The sequence below is a fragment of the Streptomyces sp. NPDC012510 genome, from assembly GCF_042955065.1.
Taxonomy (GTDB): Bacteria; Actinomycetota; Actinomycetes; order Streptomycetales; family Streptomycetaceae; genus Streptomyces.
Window position 1 is genome coordinate 116,972 of sequence record NZ_JBIBEN010000011.1, and the last position, 18,935, is coordinate 135,906.

Sequence of the window (18,935 nt, forward strand, 5' to 3'; positions counted from 1 at the left end):
ATGAACCGACCGCGCAACGAAGGGCACGGCACAGACGATGGCATCGACGACGAAGGCGGCCGGCGACGGCAGCGGCCTGATGGAGATGGCCTGGGACCCGATCACACGGATCGTGGGCAGCCTGGGCATCCACACGAAGATCGACTTCAAGCAGAAGCAGGTCGCGGAGTGCTACAGCACGTCGTCGGTCTTCCGCGGCTACAGCGTCTTCATGCGCGGCAAGGATCCCCGCGACGCCCACTTCATCACCAGCCGTATCTGCGGGATCTGCGGGGACAACCACGCGACCTGCTCGGTGTACACGCAGAACATGGCGTACGGCGTCAAGCCCCCGCACCTCGCCGAGTGGATCATCAACCTCGGTGAGTCGGCGGAGTACATGTTCGACCACAACATCTTCCAGGAGAACCTGGTGGGGGTCGACTACTGCGAGAAGATGGTCAAGGAGACCAACCCGGGCGTCCTCGAACTCGCCGAGCGCACCGAGGCCCCGCACGCCGGCGAGCACGGCTACCGAACGATCGCCGACATCATGCGCTCGCTCAACCCCCTCGAAGGCGAGTTCTACCGCGAGGCCCTCCAGGTCAGCCGCTACACGCGGGAGATGTTCTGCCTGATGGAGGGCCGCCACGTACATCCCTCCACGCTCTATCCGGGCGGCGTCGGCACCATCGGCTCCGTCCAGCTCTTCACGGACTACATGAGCCGTCTGATGAAGTACGTCGAGTTCATGAAGCGCGTCGTGCCCCTGCACGACGACCTCTTCGACTTCTTCTACGAGGCGCTGCCCGGCTACGAGGAGGTCGGCCGCCGCCGCGTGATGCTCGGCTGCTGGGGCGCCCTCAACGACCCCGAGTACTGCGACTTCACCTACGCCAACATGTCGGACTGGGGCCGGCGCATGTTCGTCACGCCCGGCATCGTCGTCGACGGAAAGCTCGTCACCAACGACCTCACCCAGATCAACCTCGGCATCCGCATCCTGCTGGGCAGCTCCTACTACGAGGACTGGCAGGGCCAGGAACAGTTCGTCACCCAGGACCCGCTCGGCAACCCGGTGGACCCGCGTCATCCGTGGAACCAGCACACCATCCCCGCCCCGCAGAAGCGGAACTTCGACGACAAGTACAGCTGGGTCATGTCGCCCCGCTGGTTCGACGGCAAGGACCACCTCGCCCTGGACACCGGCGGCGGCCCCATCGCCCGCCTGTGGTCCACCGCCCTGTCCGGGCTCGTCGACATCGGGTACGTCAAGGCCACCGGCCACAGCGTCGTCATCAACCTGCCCCGCACCATGACCAAGCCGGAGACCACCTTCGAGTGGAAGATCCCGAAGTGGTCCAACGCACTCGAACGCAACCGCGCCCGCACCTACTTCCAGGCGTACGCCGCCGCCGTCGCCCTGCACTGCGCGGAGATGGGCCTGGAGGAGGTGCGGGCCGGACGCACCCAGACCTGGGAGAAGTTCGAGGTCCCGGACGAGAGCATCGGCGTCGGCTTCACCGAGGCGGTCCGAGGAGTCCTCTCCCACCACATGGTGATCCGCGACGGCAAGATCGCCAACTACCACCCGTACCCGCCGACCCCCTGGAACGCCAGCACCCGGGACACCTTCGGCACACCGGGCCCGTACGAGGACGCCGTGCAGAACACCCCCATCTTCGAGGAGAACACCCCGGAGAACTTCAAGGGCATCGACATCATGCGCGCCGTCCGCAGCTTCGACCCCTGTCTGCCCTGCGGCGTTCACATGTACGTCGGAGGCGGCAAGACGGTGAAGTCGATGCACGTTCCCACCGGCCTGAGCGGACTGGGCGGATGAGCGCGGCCACGGCGGCCGCGCCGGTGAACGTCGAGCAGACCGGACGCCGGGTCGAGGAGGTGCTGGACCGCCTGACCGCGAGCGGCGACCCGGCCGCCGCCTCGGCCGCGGAGGAACTCGTCCGGTCCCTCATGGACTTCTACGGAGCCGGCCTGGCCCGCATCCTCCACCTGCTGTCCTCCGCGCCCGGCGAACCGTCGGCGCGACTGCTCGGCGACGACCTGGTCGCCGGCCTGCTCGTCCTGCACGACCTGCATCCCGAGGACCGCGACACCCGCATCGCCCGCGCCCTCGACAGCGTCCGCGACCACACGCTGGAGGTGCGGGACTTCGAGGAGAGCAGCGGCACGCTGAGGGTGCGCGCCCGGGCGGGCGGCGGCTGCGGTTGCGGCTCCGGCGGGGACGCCCGGCAGGCCGCCGAGGCCGCGCTCGCCTGCTTCGCCCCCGAGGTCAGGGCCGTGGAAGTGGAGAGCGCGCCCGTGGGGCCCACGCTCCTGCAGATCGGCACGGCACCGACGGGAGCCAGATGAGCATGACCACCGTAGGCCTGCGGAGGTTCCTCACCGAGCGCCCGGCCCAGCCGGAACGGTGCGAACTGTGCGCGGTGGCGGTGCCCGAGGACCACCGCCACCTCGTCGACACCGACAAACGCGCCCTCGTCTGCGCCTGCGCCCCCTGCGCGGTGCTGATGGAACAGCCGGGCGCAGCCGCCGGCCGCTTCCGCACGGTCCCGGACCGCTACCTGACCGACCCCGCACACCGCCTCGACGAGAGCGCGTGGGACGCGCTGCAGATCCCGGTCGGCGTCGCCTTCCTCTTCCGCAACGCGGCCCTCGACCGGCTGGTCGCCCTCTACCCGAGCCCGGCCGGAGCCACCGAGAGCGAACTCGAACCGGCCACCTGGACCGAGGTCCTCGGCGGCAGCCGCCTCACCGAACTCCTCGAACCCGACGTCGAGGCACTGCTGCTGCGCCGCTCCGACGGCCGCATCGACTGCCACCTCGTCCCCATCGACATCTGCTACGAACTCGTCGGCCGTATGCGCCTGTTGTGGCACGGCTTCGACGGCGGGGCCGAGGCCCGCGCCGCGCTGGAGGCGTTCTTCGCCGACGTCGCGCGACGCGTCCGGCCCGTGGGAGAAGCAGGGTACGCGTGGGTCGGGGCGGCGCAGCCGTCGCACGAGGGGGTGCGACCGTGACGGAGTTCGCCTTCGCCTGCACCGGCGTCCGCGCCGACCGGTACGCGGCCGGACCGACCCTGGTCTTCCGGCTGCGCGTGACCGCCGCCGGCAACGCACGCGTGCACGCCCTCGCACTACGCTGCCAGATCCGCATCGAACCCGCCCGCCGGACCTACGAGTCCGCCGAGGCCGACGGGCTGGCGGACCTCTTCGGCGAACGCTCACGCTGGGGCAGCTCCCTCCAACCGGTGCAGTTCGCCCAGGTTTCGCTGATGGTCCCGAGCTTCACCGGAGAGATCGAGGCCGACCTCGTCGTGCCCTGCACCTACGACATGGACATCGCCGCCACCCGCTACCTCACGGCCCTCGCCGACGGCGAGGTCCCGCTGCTGATGCTCTTCTCCGGTACGGCCTTCACCGGCGCCGGGGGCTTCCGCGTCGAGCCGGTCCCCTGGGACCGCGAGGCGGTCTACCGAATGCCGGTCGCCACCTGGCGGGAGATGGTCGAACAGCACTTCCCGGGATGCGGCTGGATCCGACTGCCCAGCGACACGATGGACGCCCTCCTCTCCTACCGCTCCCGGCACGCGCTGCCCTCCTGGGAGGCGACCGTCAAGGCCCTGCTCGACAAGAGCGGCGCCGCCCCGGGCCCGCCTCGGAGGGACCCGCTCCGCGCGCTCACCGGCACCACCGGAAGGACCGACCCGTGACCATGACCGCGTTCGCCCCCGAGACCGAGGAGCGCTTCGCCCTCGCCCGACAGGTGGCCGACGCCGTCCTCTTCGAGGGCTATGTGCTCTACCCCTACCGCGCCTCGGCGGCCAAGAACCGGCTGCGCTGGCAGTTCGGGGTGCTCGTGCCGCCCGGCTGGGGCGCCGAGTGCGAGGAGTACGACTTCCAGCACACCGAATGCCTGATGGAACCGAAGGCGGGAGCGACCCTCTCGGTGGAGGTGCGCTTCCTGCACGCCCGCAGGCGCACGGTGCAGCGGGCCCGCCCGGACGGCGGCTTCGACACGGTGCCCGAACTCCGCCTCGACGACCGTGTGCTGGTGCCCTGGGACGAGGGGAACGAGGAGCGCGTCGAGGTGGTCGCCCCGGTGGACGATCTCCTCGGTGACGGCGTCACCCGTCCTTTCAAGTGCCCCGCGCGGGAGCAGACCGCGCCGGTCCTCGACGCGGCCGGCCGCACCGTGGGCCGACTGGTCCGGCGGTCCGAGGAGATCAGCGGTACGGTCCGGCTGTCCGCCCGCGAACTCGACGGGCCCTACCGGGCGCTGCGGCTGACCGCCGTCGTCGAGAACACCAGCGCCTGGACACCGCCCGAGGGCCGTGGCGCCGACCGGGACGCGGCACTCCCGCACTCCCTGGTGGCCACCCATGTGCTCATGGCCCTCAGCGCCGGATCGTTTCTGTCGATGACCGATCCGCCGGAGTGGGCGAAGGGCGCGGTCGCCGCCTGCCGCAACCTGCACACCTGGCCCGTGCTCGCCGGCGAACCCGGTCGCACCGACCTCGTGCTGTCCTCGCCGATCATCCTGGAGGACCACCCGTCCATCGCACCGGAGAGTCCCGGCGCGCTCTACGACGCCACCGAGATCGACGAGATCCTGGCCCTGCGCACCGCCGCCCTCACCGACGAGGAGAAACGCGAGGCCCGGGGCACCGACGACCGGGCCGCCGCCGTGATCGAGCTGGCGGACTCCATGCCGGCCGAGGTCCTGGAACGGCTGCACGGAGCGGTACGCGGTCTGCGGGAGGTCACCGGCGACACCGGTGTCGGCTTCCCCGACGAGTTCGGGGTCCAGCGTCCGGACACCCCTTGGTGGGACCCCGCGAGCGAGGCGGGTTTCGACCCGGAGCGGGACCGTGTGGTCGTGGACGGACGGCCGGTGGGCAAGGGCAGCCGGGTCGCACTGCACCCGGGCCTGCGGCGCACCGACGCGCAGGACATCTTCCTGCGGGGCCGTACCGCGACGGTCGAGGCGGTTCTGCACGACGTCGACGGCGGGGTGCACCTGGCGGTCACGGTGGACGGTGACCCGGGCGCGGACATCCGCCGCGAGCAGGGACGGTTCCTGTACTTCCAGCCCGACGAGGTCACCCCGCTGGAGGACGACGCATGAACAGTCCCCCGCGGACAGGTCCACGCACTCTCGTGGCGGGCATCGGCAACATCTTCCTCCGTGACGACGGCTTCGGAGTGGAGACCGCGCGTCTGCTCGCCGAGCGGGACCTGCCCGGACACATCGAGGTCGTGGACATCGGCGTGCGCGGTGTGCACCTCGCCTATCAGCTCCTGGACGGCTACGACACCCTCGTCCTCGTGGACGCCACGGCACGCGGCGAGGCCCCCGGCACGCTGTACGTGATCGAACACGAGGCGGCCGAGGGCGGGAGTTCTTCGCCCGGCACCCCCGCGTTGGACGGCCACCGGATGACTCCCGACACCGTCCTCGCGCTGCTGGGCACCCTGTGCGCCGGAACCGGCGGCGAGCCACCACGCCGCGTCCTGGTCGTCGGATGCGAACCCGCCTCCGTGGACGAGGGCATCGGCCTCACCACCGCGGTGTCCGACGCCGTACCGGGGGCCGTCCGACTGATCGAAGAGCTGCTGGACCACAACGATCCGCGAGAGCCCGCGCCGCGGGCCACGGCCGGAGAGATCCCCACATGAGGAGCGACGCAATGACGAAGAAGATGGTCATCGGGGGTGCGGCCCTGGCCGCCCTGGGCACCCTCGCCGCGCAGGTGCTTCCCGACCTCAGGCGCTATCTGCGGATCCGCCGTATGTGAACCGGGCGCCACCCCGTGGCGCCGCCCGGTGGCTCCCTCGGCCCGCGCGGTTGCGTCGAACGGCGTACCCGCCGACCGGCGACGGCGTGCCGGGCCGTACCACCCGCCGACGCGCGCCTTCAATGAACCCCGGCGGCAGGCAGGCACCGGAAGGACTCAAGCCCATGCACGAGATGTCCGTCGCGCTGGCCGTCGTCGACCAGGTCGCCGAGGCCGCCGACCGGGCCGGGGACGTCACGGCGGTGCGGTCGGTACGGCTCCAGGTGGGCGAACTAGCCGGCGTCGTACCCGACGCGCTCTCCTTCTGCTTCGAACTGGCCTGCGCCGGAACCCTGTTGGAGGGCTCCGAACTGCTCACCGAGGCGGTACCGGGGCGGGCCCGCTGCACACCCTGCGCACACGAATGGGCCGTCGGCATGCCGCCCCGGCTGACCTGCCCCGAGTGCGGCGGCACCCGCACCGACCTGCTGGTCGGCCGGGAACTGCAGATCCTGGACGTGCGCTGGGAGACCGGCGGCCCCGCGCACGCGCCCACCCGCGAACCGATCTCCGAGGAGCGCTGAACCATGTGTCGTGTCGTCGACCTGCGACAGGCCGTACTCGCGAAGAACGACGCGAGCGCCCATCACCTGCGCGCGCACCTCGCGGCCCGAGGCACCGCCGTCGTCAATCTGCTGTCCAGTCCGGGCAGCGGCAAGACCGCGCTGCTGGAGCAGGAACTGCTCCGGGCACGTGAGCGGTCCGTCCCCGTCGCGGCGCTGAGCGCCGATCTCGCCACGGAGAACGACGCGGAACGGCTGGCCCGTTCCGGGGTCCCGGTCAAGCAGGTGCTCACCGATGGACTGTGCCATCTGGAGGCGGGGATGCTCGCGGCGCACCTGGAGGGATGGCTGCCGGACGACACCCGGCTGCTGTTCGTGGAGAACGTCGGCAACCTCGTCTGCCCGGCCTCCTACGACCTGGGGGAGACGCTGAGGGTCGCCCTCGCCTCGGTGACGGAGGGCGAGGACAAGCCGCTCAAGTACCCCACCGCCTTCGGCCTCGCCCACCTGGTCGTGGTCACCAAGACCGACCTCGCGGAGGCCGTCGAGTTCGACGAGATCGCCTTCCGCACGAACGTGGAGCGGGTCAACCCCGGAGTCGAGGTGGTCATGACCTCGGCACGGCGGGGAAAGGGCGTCGGCGCGCTGCTCGACAGGGCCATGGCGGCCGGGGACGGCGCACCCGTCCACAGGCCGGTCATGGCCCGCCAGTCCCACCACCACGGGCACACCCACGATCACCACAGTCACCACGATCACCACCACAGCAGTCACCACGGTCACCCCGATGACCCCCCTGGCCGGACCCACGACGACCACGAGCACGCCCGCCCGCACACGGAGGCCACCGGCACCATGGCCCACACCCCCTCGTGAGTGGTACGCAGGCCCCGGCCGCCGTTGTCGAGGACACGTTGCTGCGACGCCGGATCACCGTGCGGGGGGTGGTGCAGGGCGTCGGCTTCCGGCCCTACCTGTACGGCCTGGCCACCGAACTCGCCCTGGTCGGACATGTGACCAACACTCCTGAGGGCGTCGTCGTGGAGGTCGAGGGCGGCGCCTCGGCCGTGGCCCGCTTCTGTGACCGCATCGCCGTCCAGGCACCCCCGCTGGCCCGCGTGGAGTCCGTCCAGCACCACGAGATGCCGCTCGCCGGCGACACCGCCTTCACCATCCTCACCTCCCGCACCGACGGACCGGCCGGCACCCTGGTCTCACCCGACACCGCCACCTGCGCCGACTGCCTCACCGAGCTGGCCGACCCGACGAACCGGCGCTACCGGCACCCGTTCGTCAACTGCACCCACTGCGGCCCGCGCTTCACCATCGTCACCGGCCTGCCGTACGACCGGGCGAACACCACCATGGCCGGTTTCGCGATGTGCACCGACTGCGCTAGGGAGTACGCGGATCCGGCCGATCGCCGTTTCCACGCACAGCCGGTCGCCTGCCCGGCCTGCGGGCCGCAGGTGAGGCTCCTCGCCGACCAGGGGCCGGGGCCGGGGGATGTCGACGCAGCGGCGGATCCGGTGTCCGAGGCGCGCGCACTGCTCGCTCGGGGCGCGATCGTCGCCGTGAAGGGCCTGGGCGGCTACCACCTGGCCTGCGACGCGACGAACCGGACGGCGGTCGACCTCCTGCGACGCCGGAAGGCACGCGGCGACAAGCCGTTCGCCGTCATGGCCAGGACCGCCGACGAGATCCGGCACCTCGTCCGACTGCTCCCCGAGGAGCGGAGTCTGCTCGAAAGCCGGGCCCGGCCGGTCGTACTGCTCAGGCGCCACCCGCACGCCCTCGGGAATCCGTCGCCCGTCGAGGCCGTGGCGCCCGGCAGCCCCGACCTCGGCGTGATGCTGCCGTACACACCCCTGCACCATCTGCTGCTCGGCCTGCCAGGCGACCCGGAGGGCCCCCGGCTTCTCGTGATGACCAGCGGCAACGTCTCCGGGGAGCCGATCGTCACCGACGACACCGAGGCGCTGGAGCGCCTCGCGCACCTGGCTGACGCCTGGCTCACGCACGACCGGCCGATCCACGTCCCGTGCGACGACTCCGTGGTCCGCGTCTGCGACGGACAGCCGCTGATCATCCGCCGCTCGCGTGGCTACGTCCCGCTACCGGTCCCCCTCCCGCTGCCGGTGCGGCCGGCCCTCGCCGTCGGGGGAGATCTGAAGAACGCCTTCTGCCTGGGGGCGGGCCGCCGGGCCTGGCTGTCGGCGCACATCGGTGACATGGACGACGTCGCCACACAGCGGGCCTTCGGGCACGCTGAGGCCCAGTTGCAGTCCATCACGGGGGTGCGCCCCGACATCCTGGCGTCCGACCGGCATCCCGGCTACCGGTCCGCCCACTGGGCCGACCGGAACGCCGCGCACCGGACCGTCGTACGCGTCCAGCACCATCACGCCCACATCGCCGCAGCGATGGCCGAGCACGGGCTGGACGGCAGCCGGCCGGTCATCGGCGTCGCCTTCGACGGAACGGGCCACGGCGACGACGGAGCGGTGTGGGGCGGCGAGTTCCTGCTCGCGGACTACGACCGCTTCACCCGGCTCGGTCACCTCGCCTACGCCCGGCTGCCCGGCGGCGACGCCGCCGTGCGCCGCCCGTACCGCATGGCGCTGGCCCATCTGTGGACGGCCGGAATCGACTGGTCCGCCGACCTCGCCTGCACCGCCGCCTGCCCCCGCGACGAACTCCGGCTCCTTGAGCGACAGTTGGAGCGCGCGCTGAACTGTGTTCCGACATCCAGCATGGGCCGGCTCTTCGACGCCGTGTCGTCCCTGGCCGGTGTGTGCCACCGAGCCGGGTACGAGGCGCAGGCCGCCGTCGAGTTGGAGGGCGCGGCACTGCACGCGCCCGCCGAGGACACCACGGCGTACGCCTTCGCCCTTCACGAGCCGGAGGGCGGCGGGGGCGGCGCCGTACGGGCCGATCCCGCACCCGTGCTCGCGGCGATCGTCGGCGATCTGCGCGCGGGCGTCGGACCGGCCCTGGTGGCGGCTCGCTTCCACCGGGCAGTGGCGGGTCTGGTGCACCGGCTCTGTGCTCGGGCGCGGCAGAAGCACGGGCTGGACACGGTCGCCCTGACGGGAGGCGTGTTCGCCAACACACTGCTCTCCTCGGCCTGCGCCGCCCTCCTCCACGAAGACGGCTTCACTGTCCTGCGGCACCACCTGGTGCCGCCCAACGACGGTGGCCTGGCGCTGGGCCAGTTGATGGTGGCCGCCCGGACCACCCCCACGGACTGACCGACGCGCGACCCACAGCGAGGAGAGGCTCATGTGCCTGGCGGTACCCGGCAGAGTGCTGGACATCGAGGAACGGGACGGCACCCGGATGGCCACCGTCGATTTCGGCGGTGTGGTCAAGGAGGTGTGCCTGGAGTATCTGCCCGACCTCCGGGTCGGCGAGTACGCCGTCGTCCACGTCGGATTCGCGCTGCAACGGCTGGACGAGGAGTCGGCACGGCAGACGCTCGAACTCTTCGCCGAACTCGGCATGCTGCAGGAGGAGTTCGGCGATCCCTGGCAGTTGGCGGCGGCGGAGGCGGGCGTGGATCCGGTGGTGAAAGAGGTGCGCAACCAGTGAAGTACATCGACGAGTTCCAGGACCCGGAGCTGGCGCGTCGGCTCCTCGACGACATCCATGCCACGGTGACCAGGCCGTGGGCCCTGATGGAGGTGTGCGGCGGGCAGACCCACAGCATCATCCGTCACGGCATCGACCAACTCCTGCCGGACGAGGTCGAATTGATCCATGGCCCTGGCTGTCCGGTGTGCGTGACCCCGTTGGAGGTCATCGACAAGGCCCTGGAGATCGCCTCCCGGCCGGAGGTGATCTTCTGTTCCTTCGGCGACATGCTGCGTGTGCCGGGCACGGGACGGGATCTGTTCCAGGTCCGCGGGGAAGGGGGCGATGTGCGTGTCGTCTACTCGCCGCTCGACGCGCTGCGGATCGCGCGGCAGAACCCGGACCGCGAGGTGGTGTTCTTCGGTATCGGCTTCGAGACGACGGCGCCTCCCAACGCGATGACCGTCCACCAGGCCCGGAAGCTGGGCATCCGCAACTTCAGCATGCTGGTGTCCCATGTCCGCGTGCCACCGGCCATCGAGGCGATCATGTCCTCGCCGAGCTGCCGTGTGCAGGGCTTCCTCGCGGCCGGGCACGTCTGCAGCGTGATGGGCGTGGGGGAGTACCCGGAACTGGCGGACCGCTTCCGCGTGCCGATCGTCGTGACGGGCTTTGAACCGCTGGACATCCTCGAAGGCGTCCGCCGGACCGTCCGCCAACTGGAGCGCGGGGAACACACCGTCGACAACGCCTACGCCCGTGCCGTCCGCCCCGAGGGCAACCCGGCAGCACGGGCCATGCTGGAGGACGTCTTCGAGGTCACCGACCGTGCCTGGCGCGGTATCGGGGTGATCCCCGACAGCGGCTGGCGGCTGTCGCCCGCGTACCGCGACCACGACGCCGAGCACCGCTTCGCGGTCGGCGACATCCGGACGGCCGAACCCGCCGAGTGCCGCAGCGGAGAGGTCCTCCAGGGGCTGCTCAAGCCGCACGAGTGCGAGGCCTTCGGCACCCTGTGCACCCCGCGCACCCCCCTGGGAGCCACCATGGTCTCCAGCGAGGGCGCCTGCGCGGCGTACTACCTCTACCGCCGGCTGGACATGCCCACCACCAAGGCCCGGGAGGCGACCCCCGTTGTCTGACACCACCGATCTCCCCGCCCCCGCCCTGGACCTCGAAGCGTGGACCTGCCCGGCACCGCTGCGCGACCTGCCCCGCGTCGTCATGGGTCACGGCGGTGGCGGAGCCCTCTCCGCCGAACTGGTCCAGCAGATCTTCGCGCCCGCCTACGGCGGCGAGGCACTCGCCCAGATGGGTGACGCGGCCGTCCTCTCCCTGGGCGGTGCCCGGCTGGCGTTCTCCACCGACTCCTACGTGGTGCGGCCGCTGTTCTTCCCCGGCGGCGGCATCGGCGACCTCGCCGTCAACGGCACCGTCAACGACCTCGCCATGCGAGGCGCCCGCGCCGCCTACCTCTCCTGCGGATTCATCCTGGAGGAGGGCGTCGAACTGGACGTGGTCGCACGGGTGGCCGAGGCACTCGGCGTCGCCGCGCGCACCGCAGGTGTGGAGGTGGCCACCGGCGACACCAAGGTGGTGGAGGCCGGACACGGCGACGGGATCTACATCAACACGGCGGGCATCGGTCTCGTCCCGGCGGGCGTAGATCTGCGTCCGCAGCGGGTCGTCCCCGGTGACGTGGTGATCGTCAGCGGCGCCGTCGGTGTCCACGGGGTGGCGGTGATGAGCGTGCGCGAGGGGCTGGAGTTCGGCGTGGAGATCAAGAGCGACTGCGCCGCGCTCGGCGGCCTGGTCGACGCCATGCTCGCCGTCACCCCGGATCTGCATGTCCTGCGCGACCCCACGCGAGGGGGTCTGGCGGCCGCCCTCAACGAGATCGCGGAGGCCTCCGGCGCCGGGGTGGTGATCCGCGAACGCGACGTACCCGTACCGCCCGCCGTGGCCAACGCCTGCGCCGTTCTCGGACTGGACCCCATGTACATCGCCAACGAGGGCAAGTTGGTGGCCTTCGTCCCGCGCGAGCACGCCGACGCAGTGCTGGAGGCGATGCGAAACCACCCCTTGGGCGCCGACTCCGTGATCATCGGTGAGGCCGTCGACGCCCATCCCGGCATGGTCGTGGCTCGGACCGGCCTCGGGGGAACGCGAGTGGTCGACCTCCCGATCGGTGAGCAGTTGCCCCGCATCTGCTGACACGGGGCGACTGCGCGCCTCAGGCGTCCAGGGGCATGCCGCCGGCCGTCCGTGCGCCGAACGGGGTGGCCGACCCGAACGGGGTGGCTAACCCGCTCGGCGCCCGGAGGGCGGGTCCTGCGGGTCCACGCCGGTGATGGCGGAGGCGTCCTTGGTGCCGCTGGGACGCTGGGAGCGACCCTTGCGCCCGGTGTCGCGCCTGCCCTTCTCGTCCGCGTCGGCGTACTCCTCGCCGCTCGTGTTGGGGCTCTCGACCCTGTCACCCGGCACGGACTTCGTCTCCTGCGCGGACTTCTTGCGCCCCGGTCCCCGTTCACCGGCATGCTCGGCATGGAAGGAACGGCGGGCGCTCGGGTTGTCCTGCTGCTGCGTCTCGTCCACATCGGGCGCCCAGCCGTGCTGTCCGGTGCCCCGGTGGCTGCTCGGGCCTTCTCCGTGTGACGGCTCGGACGAACGTGGTTTCTTCGGCATGGTCCGACCTGCCTGTTCTGTGGAATGGGGGAGCGCGGCTCGTGCGCCGCCTGGGTAAATTATCCCCTCTCACGATATTTCGAGCACATCGTGAGCTTTCCGGTTGAGGGTCTGGGTGAGGGGTTCGGCGGACAGGCAGGATGCCGCTGTCCGCCGCGGAAGGCGTCCGCTTCCTCGGGCACGCGAACAGTGTGTCGCCGTACCGCCTGCCGTCCGGCCGCTACCAGTTGAGGACCACCCTCCGCTGACCACGGCCGGGTCCGGCCGCCGGCCTCACCGGCCCGTGGCAGTGGTCCGGTCGGCGTGGCCGCCGGCGCCCAGCAGGCCCGTGGGAAGCAACGGCTCCTCGGCTTCCAGACGGGGCAGGTGGTGGCGGCTCGCGCGGAGCACGAGGGGTGGGATCGCGGCCCGCGCCATCTGGGCCAGACGGAGCCAGCGCGGGATGTAGACGGCGGTGCTCCGCCGCTCCACGGCGCGGGTCAGGCGGGCGGTGGCGGTCGCGGTGGGATGGACACGGTCGGCCGGAGGCGGCATGTGGGTGCGCAGTTCCCGCAGGGCCGCGTGCCGGTCGGCGTCGCGGATCAGGTCGGTGTCGATCCAGCCGAGGTAGGCGATGCCCACGGCGACCCCGTGGTGCGCCGTCTCCGCGCGCAGGGAGTGGGTGAAAGCCTCCACACCGGCTTTGGAGGCACAGTAGGCGCCCATCAGGGGCGCGGCGCCGATCGACGCCAGCGAGGCGATCTGCAGGTGATACCCGGCGGTCCGCAACAGGTCCGGCAGGAACGCCCGGGCGGTCAGGGCGCTGCCGACCAGGTTGACGTCGATCACGCGACGCCAGGTCACGGGGTCGGTCAGGGCGAAGGGGCCGCCCTCGGCGATGCCCGCGTTCGCCACGACGACGGACGGTCTGCCCAGGCGTCCGCGGATCTCTTCGGCGGCCTCCTCGAGAGCGTCGGCGTCGGTGACATCGAGGGTGACGGCCACGGCCGTGCCCGGCAGCGCGGCGGCCGTCGCCTCCAGCGCCGGGCCGTCATGGTCGAGCAGGGCCAGCCGCGCGCCGCGCCGGGCGAGCGCGTCCGCCAGCGCCGCTCCGATGCCACGTGCGGCTCCTGTCACCACGACGGTGCGGTCTTTGACGGGACTGTCGGTCACGGGTGCTCCCTTCTCGTCGCCGGGATTCGGATGGTGGGAGGGACGTCAGTGAGGGGGCCCTGTCTTCTGCCCGGTGCGGTCCCGGTGTGTGAGGAGGCGTTGGGCGCGGGTGAGGCCGGGCAGCCGGTGCCGGCGTAGTGCCGCGCGGGCGGCGTTGGCGCCCGGGGCTCCGTGGACGCCGCCGCCCGGGTGGGCGGAGGCGGAGGCGAGGTAGAGACCGCGCACGGGGGTCTCGGGACGGCCGGTGCCGGGCAGGGGGCGGAACACGAGCTGCTGGTGCAGGGCCGCGGTGCCGCCGTTGATGGCGCCCCCGAGCAGATTGCCGTCGAGGGCCTGCAGCGTGGGCGGGGCCAGGATGCGCCGGGAACGGATACGGGAGCGGAAACCGGGTGCGAAACGCTCGACCTGTCGTTCGACCCGGTCGGCCATCACCTCCTGCTCGCTCTTGCTCCAACTGCCCGTGAGGCCCTCGTCGCCTGCGTCGGCCTTGATGACGTGCGGAACATGGGTGTACGCCCATGCGGCCTCGGTGCCGCGTGGCGATCGGGAGGCGTCGGCGGTCGTCATCTGACCGAACAGGGCGAAAGGACGATCGGGCACGTGGCCCATGGCGATCTGGGCGGCGAAGCGGGTGAGTTCGTCCATCCCGTCGGCCAGGTGGACCGTGCCGGCCTGCGAGGCCGCCTCGGCCTGCCAGGGCACGGGCCCGGAGCAGGCCCAGTCGACCTTGAATGTGGCGAAGTCCCACTGGAAACACTTGACGTCGGCCGCCAGTTGGGACGGGAGGTGGTCGGCGTCGACGAGTTCGCCGTAGAGGGCCGGCGCGGACACGTCCGCCAGGACGGCGCGGCGCGCGGTCACCGTACGGCCGTCGGCGGTGACCACTCCGGTGGCTCGTCCGTCGCGCACGAGGACGCGGCGGACACGCTGCCCGCAGTGGAGGGTGCCGCCGCGCGCCCGCAGCCGGCGGACGAGGGCCTCGGTCAGGGCCCCGGCGCCGCCGACCGGCACGGGAAAACCGTAGCTCTGGCCGAGCATGGACATCAGCCAGCCGAAGCCTCCGCTGCCCGCCGCCTCCGGCGCGAGGTCGGCGTGCAGCGCGTTCCCGGCCAGCAGCAGTTTGCCGCCCTCCCCCGAGAACTCCTCCTCGCCCATACGACGTACGGGCAGCGCCAGGGTGCGAGCCATCCGCAGGCCGCCGGCGGCCCTCAGCCGCAGCGCGAGGCGGGCCGAGGCGCGCACCGGGGGAAAGGGGGTGAACAGGGCCTCCACGATGTCGGGACCGAGGTTTTCCCACATCCCGTGCAGACGCCTCCAGGCGTCCCCGTCACCCGGATGGAAGGCGTCGAGGGAGTCGGCGGTCGCGTCGACCCGGCGGGCGAGCACCGCACACCTGCCGTCGCTGAGGGGATGCGCCAGCACACGCGGGGCGTGACTCCAGCGCAGCCCGTGCTCATGGAGACGCAGCCCCGCCACCACCGGTGAGGCGGCGGCGAGGGGATAGAAGGAGCTGAAGAGGTCAGTGACGAAATCAGGGTCCACCTCCCTGTCGTGACGCACCGCGCCACCGGGCTCCGGCTGCTCCTCGACGATCTCCACGCTCCATCCCTGGTCGGCCAGCAGGTTGGCCGCCACCAGCCCGTTCGGGCCGGCGCCGATCACCACCGCGTCAGGCACGGCCGCCTCCGGCACCGTGAGCCGCCGCCTCGCGCAGCTCCTGGAAGCCTTCCGGCTGCTCGGCGCGGGCCCGTTCCTCGCAGACCCGGGCGAGCCGGGCCAGCATCGCGCGGTGCCGCAACTGGATCAGCGCCTCCACGCCCACGTTGTGCAGCATGCCGCCCACTCCCTGCAGCGGGTGCTCGTCCGCGACCACCAGACAGTGTCGACCCCAGGGACGCAGCGTGAGGGAGATCCGAGCCGTGCCCAGTGCGCCCGCCCGTGCCTCCAGTCCCAGCTCCCGGCCCTCCTCGCAGTACCGGACGACCGTCTCGTTGCTGAGCGTGACGGGGCCTACGCGCACCTCGTAGCCGATCGCCGAGTCCACCTGCGGCCACTGCCCCCGCACCGGCTCGGACTCCGACGTTCCCACCACCCACTCCGCATACCGGCTCCCGTCGGCCAGAACGGCCCACACGGTCTGTGGACTCACCTTGATCAGTCGATGCCGTACCGCCATGGCGCACCTCCCTCACCCCCCGCCTCGGTCGCCAGCCGAGTGCCCGGCCCGAGGAAGACCAACCAAATAACTCGGACGTCCGGCGAACCGTGGCACACACACCGGCCGGCCCGGTGGCGGGCCGAGGTGCGCGGTGGGCTGCGGCGACGGAGGCTGGTGATCATGCGGAGCAAGGGTGCGGGGGGCGGCGGCGGTCACGACGTGGAGGCGGCTCTGGACGAGCTCTATGCCACGCCGCCCCCGGGGTTCGTCGCCCGCCGTGAGGTGCTGGCTGCCCGGGCCAGGACGGCCGGGCGCGCCGAGGACAGCCGCCGGATCCACGCCGCCCGCCGCCCGTCGCTCGCGGCCTGGGCCGCGAACCTGCTGCTGCGTTCCCGACCGGAGGAGAGCGGGCGGTTCCTGGAGCTGGGTCGTGCGCTGCGCGAGGCCTATCGGAGCCTGGACGCCGGTGGGATCAAGGAGCTGTCCGACCAGCGCCGTGGTCTCGTCGCCGCGTTGTCCCGGCAGGCCGGTGAACTCGCCCGTGAGGCGGGCCACCGGCTGTCGGACACGGTCCAGCGGGACGTCGAGACCACCCTGCTCGCCGTGCTCACCGACCAGGACGCGGCGGATCTGTGGGCCACCGGCCGTCTGGAGAGCGCCCTCGTTCCGCCCACGGACTTCCCTTCGTCGTCCGCCGCGGCGGACGGCACGCCCCGTGCAGCCGCCACTGCGCGCAAACCGCCCCGTGCAGCCGCCACGCCCTCGCCGCAGAGGACGCGGACGAAGGACGAGGTCGCCGAGCGGCGCCGACAGAAGCGGGAGCGACTCGTCCGGGCACGCGAGACGGCCCGAGCGGCCGATCGACGCCTGCGCGAGCTGCGCGCCGCACAGGCGGACGCCGAAGCCCTGCTGAAGCAGGCCCGCGACCGGCACGACCGGGCCGCACAGCAGGTGTCCGCCGCCGAGCGGCAGCTACACCAGGCACGCGAGGAGCTTCAGCGAGCCGACCAGGAACAGAACAAGGCCGAGGAACAGCGACGGAGGACGGCCGACGCCACCGCCCAGGCGGAGCGGACGGCACACGAGGCGGCCCAGGAGGTGAAACGGCTGTCCTGAACGTCCGCCGGGTGGGCTCACCGCGGTGGCCGGGCGGCGCGACGACGCGGGACCCGGCAACACCCGCGGTACCCGCTCCGCCGTGAGGTGACCGGTCGACTCAGGCGGCCTGCGCGAGCTCCTTCGCAGCGGTGCGTTCGCCCGTGTGCCGACGACGCGTCATGAGCGGGGAGGCCGTGCCGGAGACCGCGAGGACGGAGAGGAGGATGAGGGCGGTGGCCGGGGCGAGCACGGTCCAGGGGGCCAGTTCCACGTAGGGCTGGTTCTCCGAGAGGAGGCGGCCCCACTCGGGCGTGGGTGGCTGTTCGCCGAGGCCGAGGAAGCCCAGGGAGGCGAGGACGAGCACGGTGGTGGGCAGCCGTAGCAGGGCGTTGCGCACCAGTGAGGGCAGCACCGCGGGCAGCACGTGGTGCCGCAGGAGGTAGGCGGGGCCGGCGCCGAAGGAGATCGCCGCGAGCATATGGCCGCTCGCCCGTTCCTGTTCGAACAGGGCGCAGGTCTGGGCGGCGTACGGGGTCCAGGCCACCACGCATACCGCGCACGCGGCGCCCCAGACGGACGGCCCGGTCACCGCGGTGGTGAGCAGCCCGGCGAGCACGGCCGGCAGGGTCGACACCACTTCGGTCAGGCCGGCCCCCACCTGTGTGGCCATGCCGATCAACAGCCCCAGGAGGGCGCTGACCGCAGTCACGGCGAGGGCCACACAGGCCGTGCGCACGGCTCCGTGGCCCAGCCGGGCCAGAAGGTCACGGCCGAGCGAGTCGGTGCCCAGCGGATGGGCGAAGGAAGGCGGGAGCAGTCGGGCCGTCGTGTCCACGTGCAGGGGGTCCCGCAGGAGGCCGGCCACGACGAGCGTGAGCAGGAGGAAGGCGCACGACCCGACGGCCCAGGGCAGCGAGCGGGGGCGCGGCAGGGCGGGCGGGTGCAGGGCGGGCAGGGCGCCGTCCCGCAGGGCCGGGCCGAGCAGCGCGCGGCGTACCGCCTGGATCACCAGGCCGGCGCAGACGCCCAGCAGGACGAGGGCCAGCGTGGCGGTCTGCAGCGGCGGCAGATCCTGGGCGATGGCGGCTTCCAGTGCGAGACGGCCCAGGCCCGGGATGTTGAAGATCTTCTCCACCGCGACCGCCCCGCCGACCAGGCCGACGACGGTCGGCAGGAGCTGCGGAAGCACCCCCGACAGCGCGCGGCGCAGCGCGGTGCGCGCGATGCGGCCGGGCGGGAGGCCGAAGGCACGCCAGGTGCGGGCCCAGGGCTCGTGGAAGGCGGCGGGCAGGGACTGGTCGAGCAGCCCGCCGATCATCGCCCCCGACGGCACCCCGAGGGCGAGCGCGGGCAGCACCATCGACTGCGGCCCTGCCCAGCCCTGGGAGGGGAACCAGCCCAGCCACACCCCGCACACCGTCGCGAGCAGCGAGGCCAGCAGGAACTTGGGCAGCGCGGCGAGGACGGCCGCCCCAGCACCCGCCTTCCCCTGCCGCAGCCGCCGCCGGGAGCCCAGGTGGAGGGTGCGGCCGCAGATCAGCGCGGCGACCGCGACCGTGACCACCAGTGCGCCGAGCATCAGCGTGAGGGAGACCGCGAAGGCGGTCGTCACCTGGGGCAGGACCGGTTCGCCGGACACCCAGGAGGTGCCGGCGTCCCCGTGCGCCAGCCCGTCCAGCCAGCGCGAGAGATGGACGGACGGCCCTTCGTCGAGGCCCAGTTGTTCCCGTACGGCGGCAAGCTGCGCCGGGGTCGGGTCCTGTTCGGCGGAGCGGGCGCGCAGGACGGTCAGCGCGGGGTCGGTGCCGGACAGCCAGGGCAGGAAGGCGACCGCGGTCAGCAGCGCGGTCCCGGCGACGACGCGGCCGGCCCCCGCGCGCCACCGGGTCGGCCGACCGTGGCCACCGGTCGACGAGGTGATGCTCATCGG

Annotated in this window: 19 protein-coding genes; 14 read left to right on the plus strand and 5 right to left on the minus strand. The window is 72.3% G+C overall.

What is annotated here, in order from left to right; all coding sequences use genetic code 11:
- Positions 1-37: 37 nt before the first annotated feature.
- The 13 genes from ACFY9I_RS21545 (at position 38) to hypE (ending at position 12,126) form a co-directional block, all read left to right on the plus strand.
- Positions 38-1,822 (plus strand): nickel-dependent hydrogenase large subunit, encoded by a 1,785-nt coding sequence (locus ACFY9I_RS21545; RefSeq protein WP_391003901.1) that lies wholly within the window; start codon positions 38-40, stop codon positions 1,820-1,822.
- A complete protein-coding gene (locus tag ACFY9I_RS21550; protein ID WP_391003903.1) occupies positions 1,819-2,352 on the plus strand; it encodes a hypothetical protein in 534 nt (177 codons plus the stop codon). Before ACFY9I_RS21545 ends, ACFY9I_RS21550 begins: the two co-directional genes overlap by 4 nt.
- On the plus strand, positions 2,349-3,020 hold the full coding sequence (locus ACFY9I_RS21555) for a DUF5947 family protein (RefSeq protein WP_391003905.1): 672 nt from the start codon (positions 2,349-2,351) through the stop codon (positions 3,018-3,020). Before ACFY9I_RS21550 ends, ACFY9I_RS21555 begins: the two co-directional genes overlap by 4 nt.
- Entirely contained in the window at positions 3,017-3,712 is a 696-nt protein-coding gene (locus ACFY9I_RS21560; RefSeq protein WP_391003907.1) for a DUF6084 family protein, read from the plus strand. Before ACFY9I_RS21555 ends, ACFY9I_RS21560 begins: the two co-directional genes overlap by 4 nt.
- On the plus strand, positions 3,709-5,127 hold the full coding sequence (locus tag ACFY9I_RS21565; protein WP_391003909.1) for a hypothetical protein: 1,419 nt from the start codon (positions 3,709-3,711) through the stop codon (positions 5,125-5,127). Before ACFY9I_RS21560 ends, ACFY9I_RS21565 begins: the two co-directional genes overlap by 4 nt.
- A complete protein-coding gene (locus tag ACFY9I_RS21570; RefSeq protein ID WP_391003911.1) occupies positions 5,124-5,678 on the plus strand; it encodes a hydrogenase maturation protease in 555 nt (184 codons plus the stop codon). Before ACFY9I_RS21565 ends, ACFY9I_RS21570 begins: the two co-directional genes overlap by 4 nt.
- Positions 5,679-5,689: 11 nt before the next feature.
- Entirely contained in the window at positions 5,690-5,797 is a 108-nt protein-coding gene (locus ACFY9I_RS21575; protein WP_391003912.1) for a DUF6893 family small protein, read from the plus strand.
- Between the two features lie 164 nt (positions 5,798-5,961).
- Complete coding sequence (locus ACFY9I_RS21580) at positions 5,962-6,360, plus strand: hydrogenase/urease maturation nickel metallochaperone HypA (protein WP_391003914.1); 399 nt, start codon at positions 5,962-5,964, stop codon at positions 6,358-6,360.
- A gap of 3 nt (positions 6,361-6,363) precedes the next feature.
- Entirely contained in the window at positions 6,364-7,215 is an 852-nt protein-coding gene (hypB, locus tag ACFY9I_RS21585; protein ID WP_391003916.1) for a hydrogenase nickel incorporation protein HypB, read from the plus strand.
- Positions 7,212-9,590, plus strand: coding sequence for a carbamoyltransferase HypF (gene hypF / locus ACFY9I_RS21590; protein WP_391003917.1), 2,379 nt, complete (start codon positions 7,212-7,214; stop codon positions 9,588-9,590). The genes hypB and hypF overlap by 4 nt, the downstream gene beginning before the upstream one ends.
- Before the next feature lie 31 nt (positions 9,591-9,621).
- Positions 9,622-9,930, plus strand: a complete 309-nt coding sequence (locus ACFY9I_RS21595; RefSeq protein ID WP_391003919.1) for a HypC/HybG/HupF family hydrogenase formation chaperone — start codon at positions 9,622-9,624, stop codon at positions 9,928-9,930.
- Positions 9,927-11,054: a hydrogenase formation protein HypD gene (hypD, locus tag ACFY9I_RS21600; RefSeq protein WP_391003921.1), complete on the plus strand. Its 1,128-nt coding sequence runs from the start codon at positions 9,927-9,929 to the stop codon at positions 11,052-11,054. The genes ACFY9I_RS21595 and hypD overlap by 4 nt, the downstream gene beginning before the upstream one ends.
- A complete protein-coding gene (gene hypE / locus ACFY9I_RS21605; protein ID WP_391003923.1) occupies positions 11,047-12,126 on the plus strand; it encodes a hydrogenase expression/formation protein HypE in 1,080 nt (359 codons plus the stop codon). The genes hypD and hypE overlap by 8 nt, the downstream gene beginning before the upstream one ends.
- An 87-nt stretch (positions 12,127-12,213) precedes the next feature.
- Here the strand turns inward: hypE and ACFY9I_RS21610 are convergent, their stop codons facing one another.
- From ACFY9I_RS21610 to ACFY9I_RS21625, 4 genes are all read right to left on the minus strand, one after another.
- Entirely contained in the window at positions 12,214-12,597 is a 384-nt protein-coding gene (locus tag ACFY9I_RS21610) for a hypothetical protein (protein WP_391003924.1), read from the minus strand.
- Positions 12,598-12,870: 273 nt separating this feature from the next.
- A complete protein-coding gene (locus ACFY9I_RS21615; protein ID WP_391003926.1) occupies positions 12,871-13,749 on the minus strand; it encodes a short-chain dehydrogenase/reductase in 879 nt (292 codons plus the stop codon).
- Between the two features lie 45 nt (positions 13,750-13,794).
- A complete protein-coding gene (locus tag ACFY9I_RS21620; RefSeq protein WP_391003928.1) occupies positions 13,795-15,426 on the minus strand; it encodes an FAD-dependent oxidoreductase in 1,632 nt (543 codons plus the stop codon).
- Complete coding sequence (locus ACFY9I_RS21625) at positions 15,419-15,925, minus strand: SRPBCC family protein (RefSeq protein ID WP_391003930.1); 507 nt, start codon at positions 15,923-15,925, stop codon at positions 15,419-15,421. The genes ACFY9I_RS21620 and ACFY9I_RS21625 overlap by 8 nt, the downstream gene beginning before the upstream one ends.
- A 162-nt stretch (positions 15,926-16,087) precedes the next feature.
- On the opposite strand from ACFY9I_RS21625, the gene ACFY9I_RS21630 reads away from it, so the two are divergent.
- Complete coding sequence (locus tag ACFY9I_RS21630) at positions 16,088-17,023, plus strand: hypothetical protein (protein ID WP_391003932.1); 936 nt, start codon at positions 16,088-16,090, stop codon at positions 17,021-17,023.
- Positions 17,024-17,123: 100 nt separating this feature from the next.
- Here the strand turns inward: ACFY9I_RS21630 and ACFY9I_RS21635 are convergent, their stop codons facing one another.
- The gene (locus tag ACFY9I_RS21635; protein WP_391003934.1) at positions 17,124-18,932 is read right to left on the minus strand and encodes an ABC transporter permease subunit; all 1,809 of its coding nucleotides are present in this window, start codon (positions 18,930-18,932) and stop codon (positions 17,124-17,126) included.
- Positions 18,933-18,935: the final 3 nt, after the last annotated feature.

What these genes read in the sequence shown, in the direction of transcription:
- ACFY9I_RS21610 (WP_391003924.1), bottom strand. Translation starts at nt 12,597, where the DNA reads ATGCCGAAGAAACCACGTTCGTCCGAGCCGTCACACGGAGAAGGCCCG.
- ACFY9I_RS21595 (WP_391003919.1), top strand. Translation starts at nt 9,622, where the DNA reads ATGTGCCTGGCGGTACCCGGCAGAGTGCTGGACATCGAGGAACGGGAC.
- ACFY9I_RS21625 (WP_391003930.1), bottom strand. Translation starts at nt 15,925, where the DNA reads ATGGCGGTACGGCATCGACTGATCAAGGTGAGTCCACAGACCGTGTGG.
- ACFY9I_RS21630 (WP_391003932.1), top strand. Translation starts at nt 16,088, where the DNA reads ATGCGGAGCAAGGGTGCGGGGGGCGGCGGCGGTCACGACGTGGAGGCG.
- ACFY9I_RS21545 (WP_391003901.1), top strand. Translation starts at nt 38, where the DNA reads ATGGCATCGACGACGAAGGCGGCCGGCGACGGCAGCGGCCTGATGGAG.
- hypB (WP_391003916.1), top strand. Translation starts at nt 6,364, where the DNA reads ATGTGTCGTGTCGTCGACCTGCGACAGGCCGTACTCGCGAAGAACGAC.
- ACFY9I_RS21575 (WP_391003912.1), top strand. Translation starts at nt 5,690, where the DNA reads ATGACGAAGAAGATGGTCATCGGGGGTGCGGCCCTGGCCGCCCTGGGC.
- ACFY9I_RS21580 (WP_391003914.1), top strand. Translation starts at nt 5,962, where the DNA reads ATGCACGAGATGTCCGTCGCGCTGGCCGTCGTCGACCAGGTCGCCGAG.
- ACFY9I_RS21550 (WP_391003903.1), top strand. Translation starts at nt 1,819, where the DNA reads ATGAGCGCGGCCACGGCGGCCGCGCCGGTGAACGTCGAGCAGACCGGA.
- ACFY9I_RS21555 (WP_391003905.1), top strand. Translation starts at nt 2,349, where the DNA reads ATGAGCATGACCACCGTAGGCCTGCGGAGGTTCCTCACCGAGCGCCCG.
- ACFY9I_RS21635 (WP_391003934.1), bottom strand. Translation starts at nt 18,932, where the DNA reads ATGAGCATCACCTCGTCGACCGGTGGCCACGGTCGGCCGACCCGGTGG.
- ACFY9I_RS21570 (WP_391003911.1), top strand. Translation starts at nt 5,124, where the DNA reads ATGAACAGTCCCCCGCGGACAGGTCCACGCACTCTCGTGGCGGGCATC.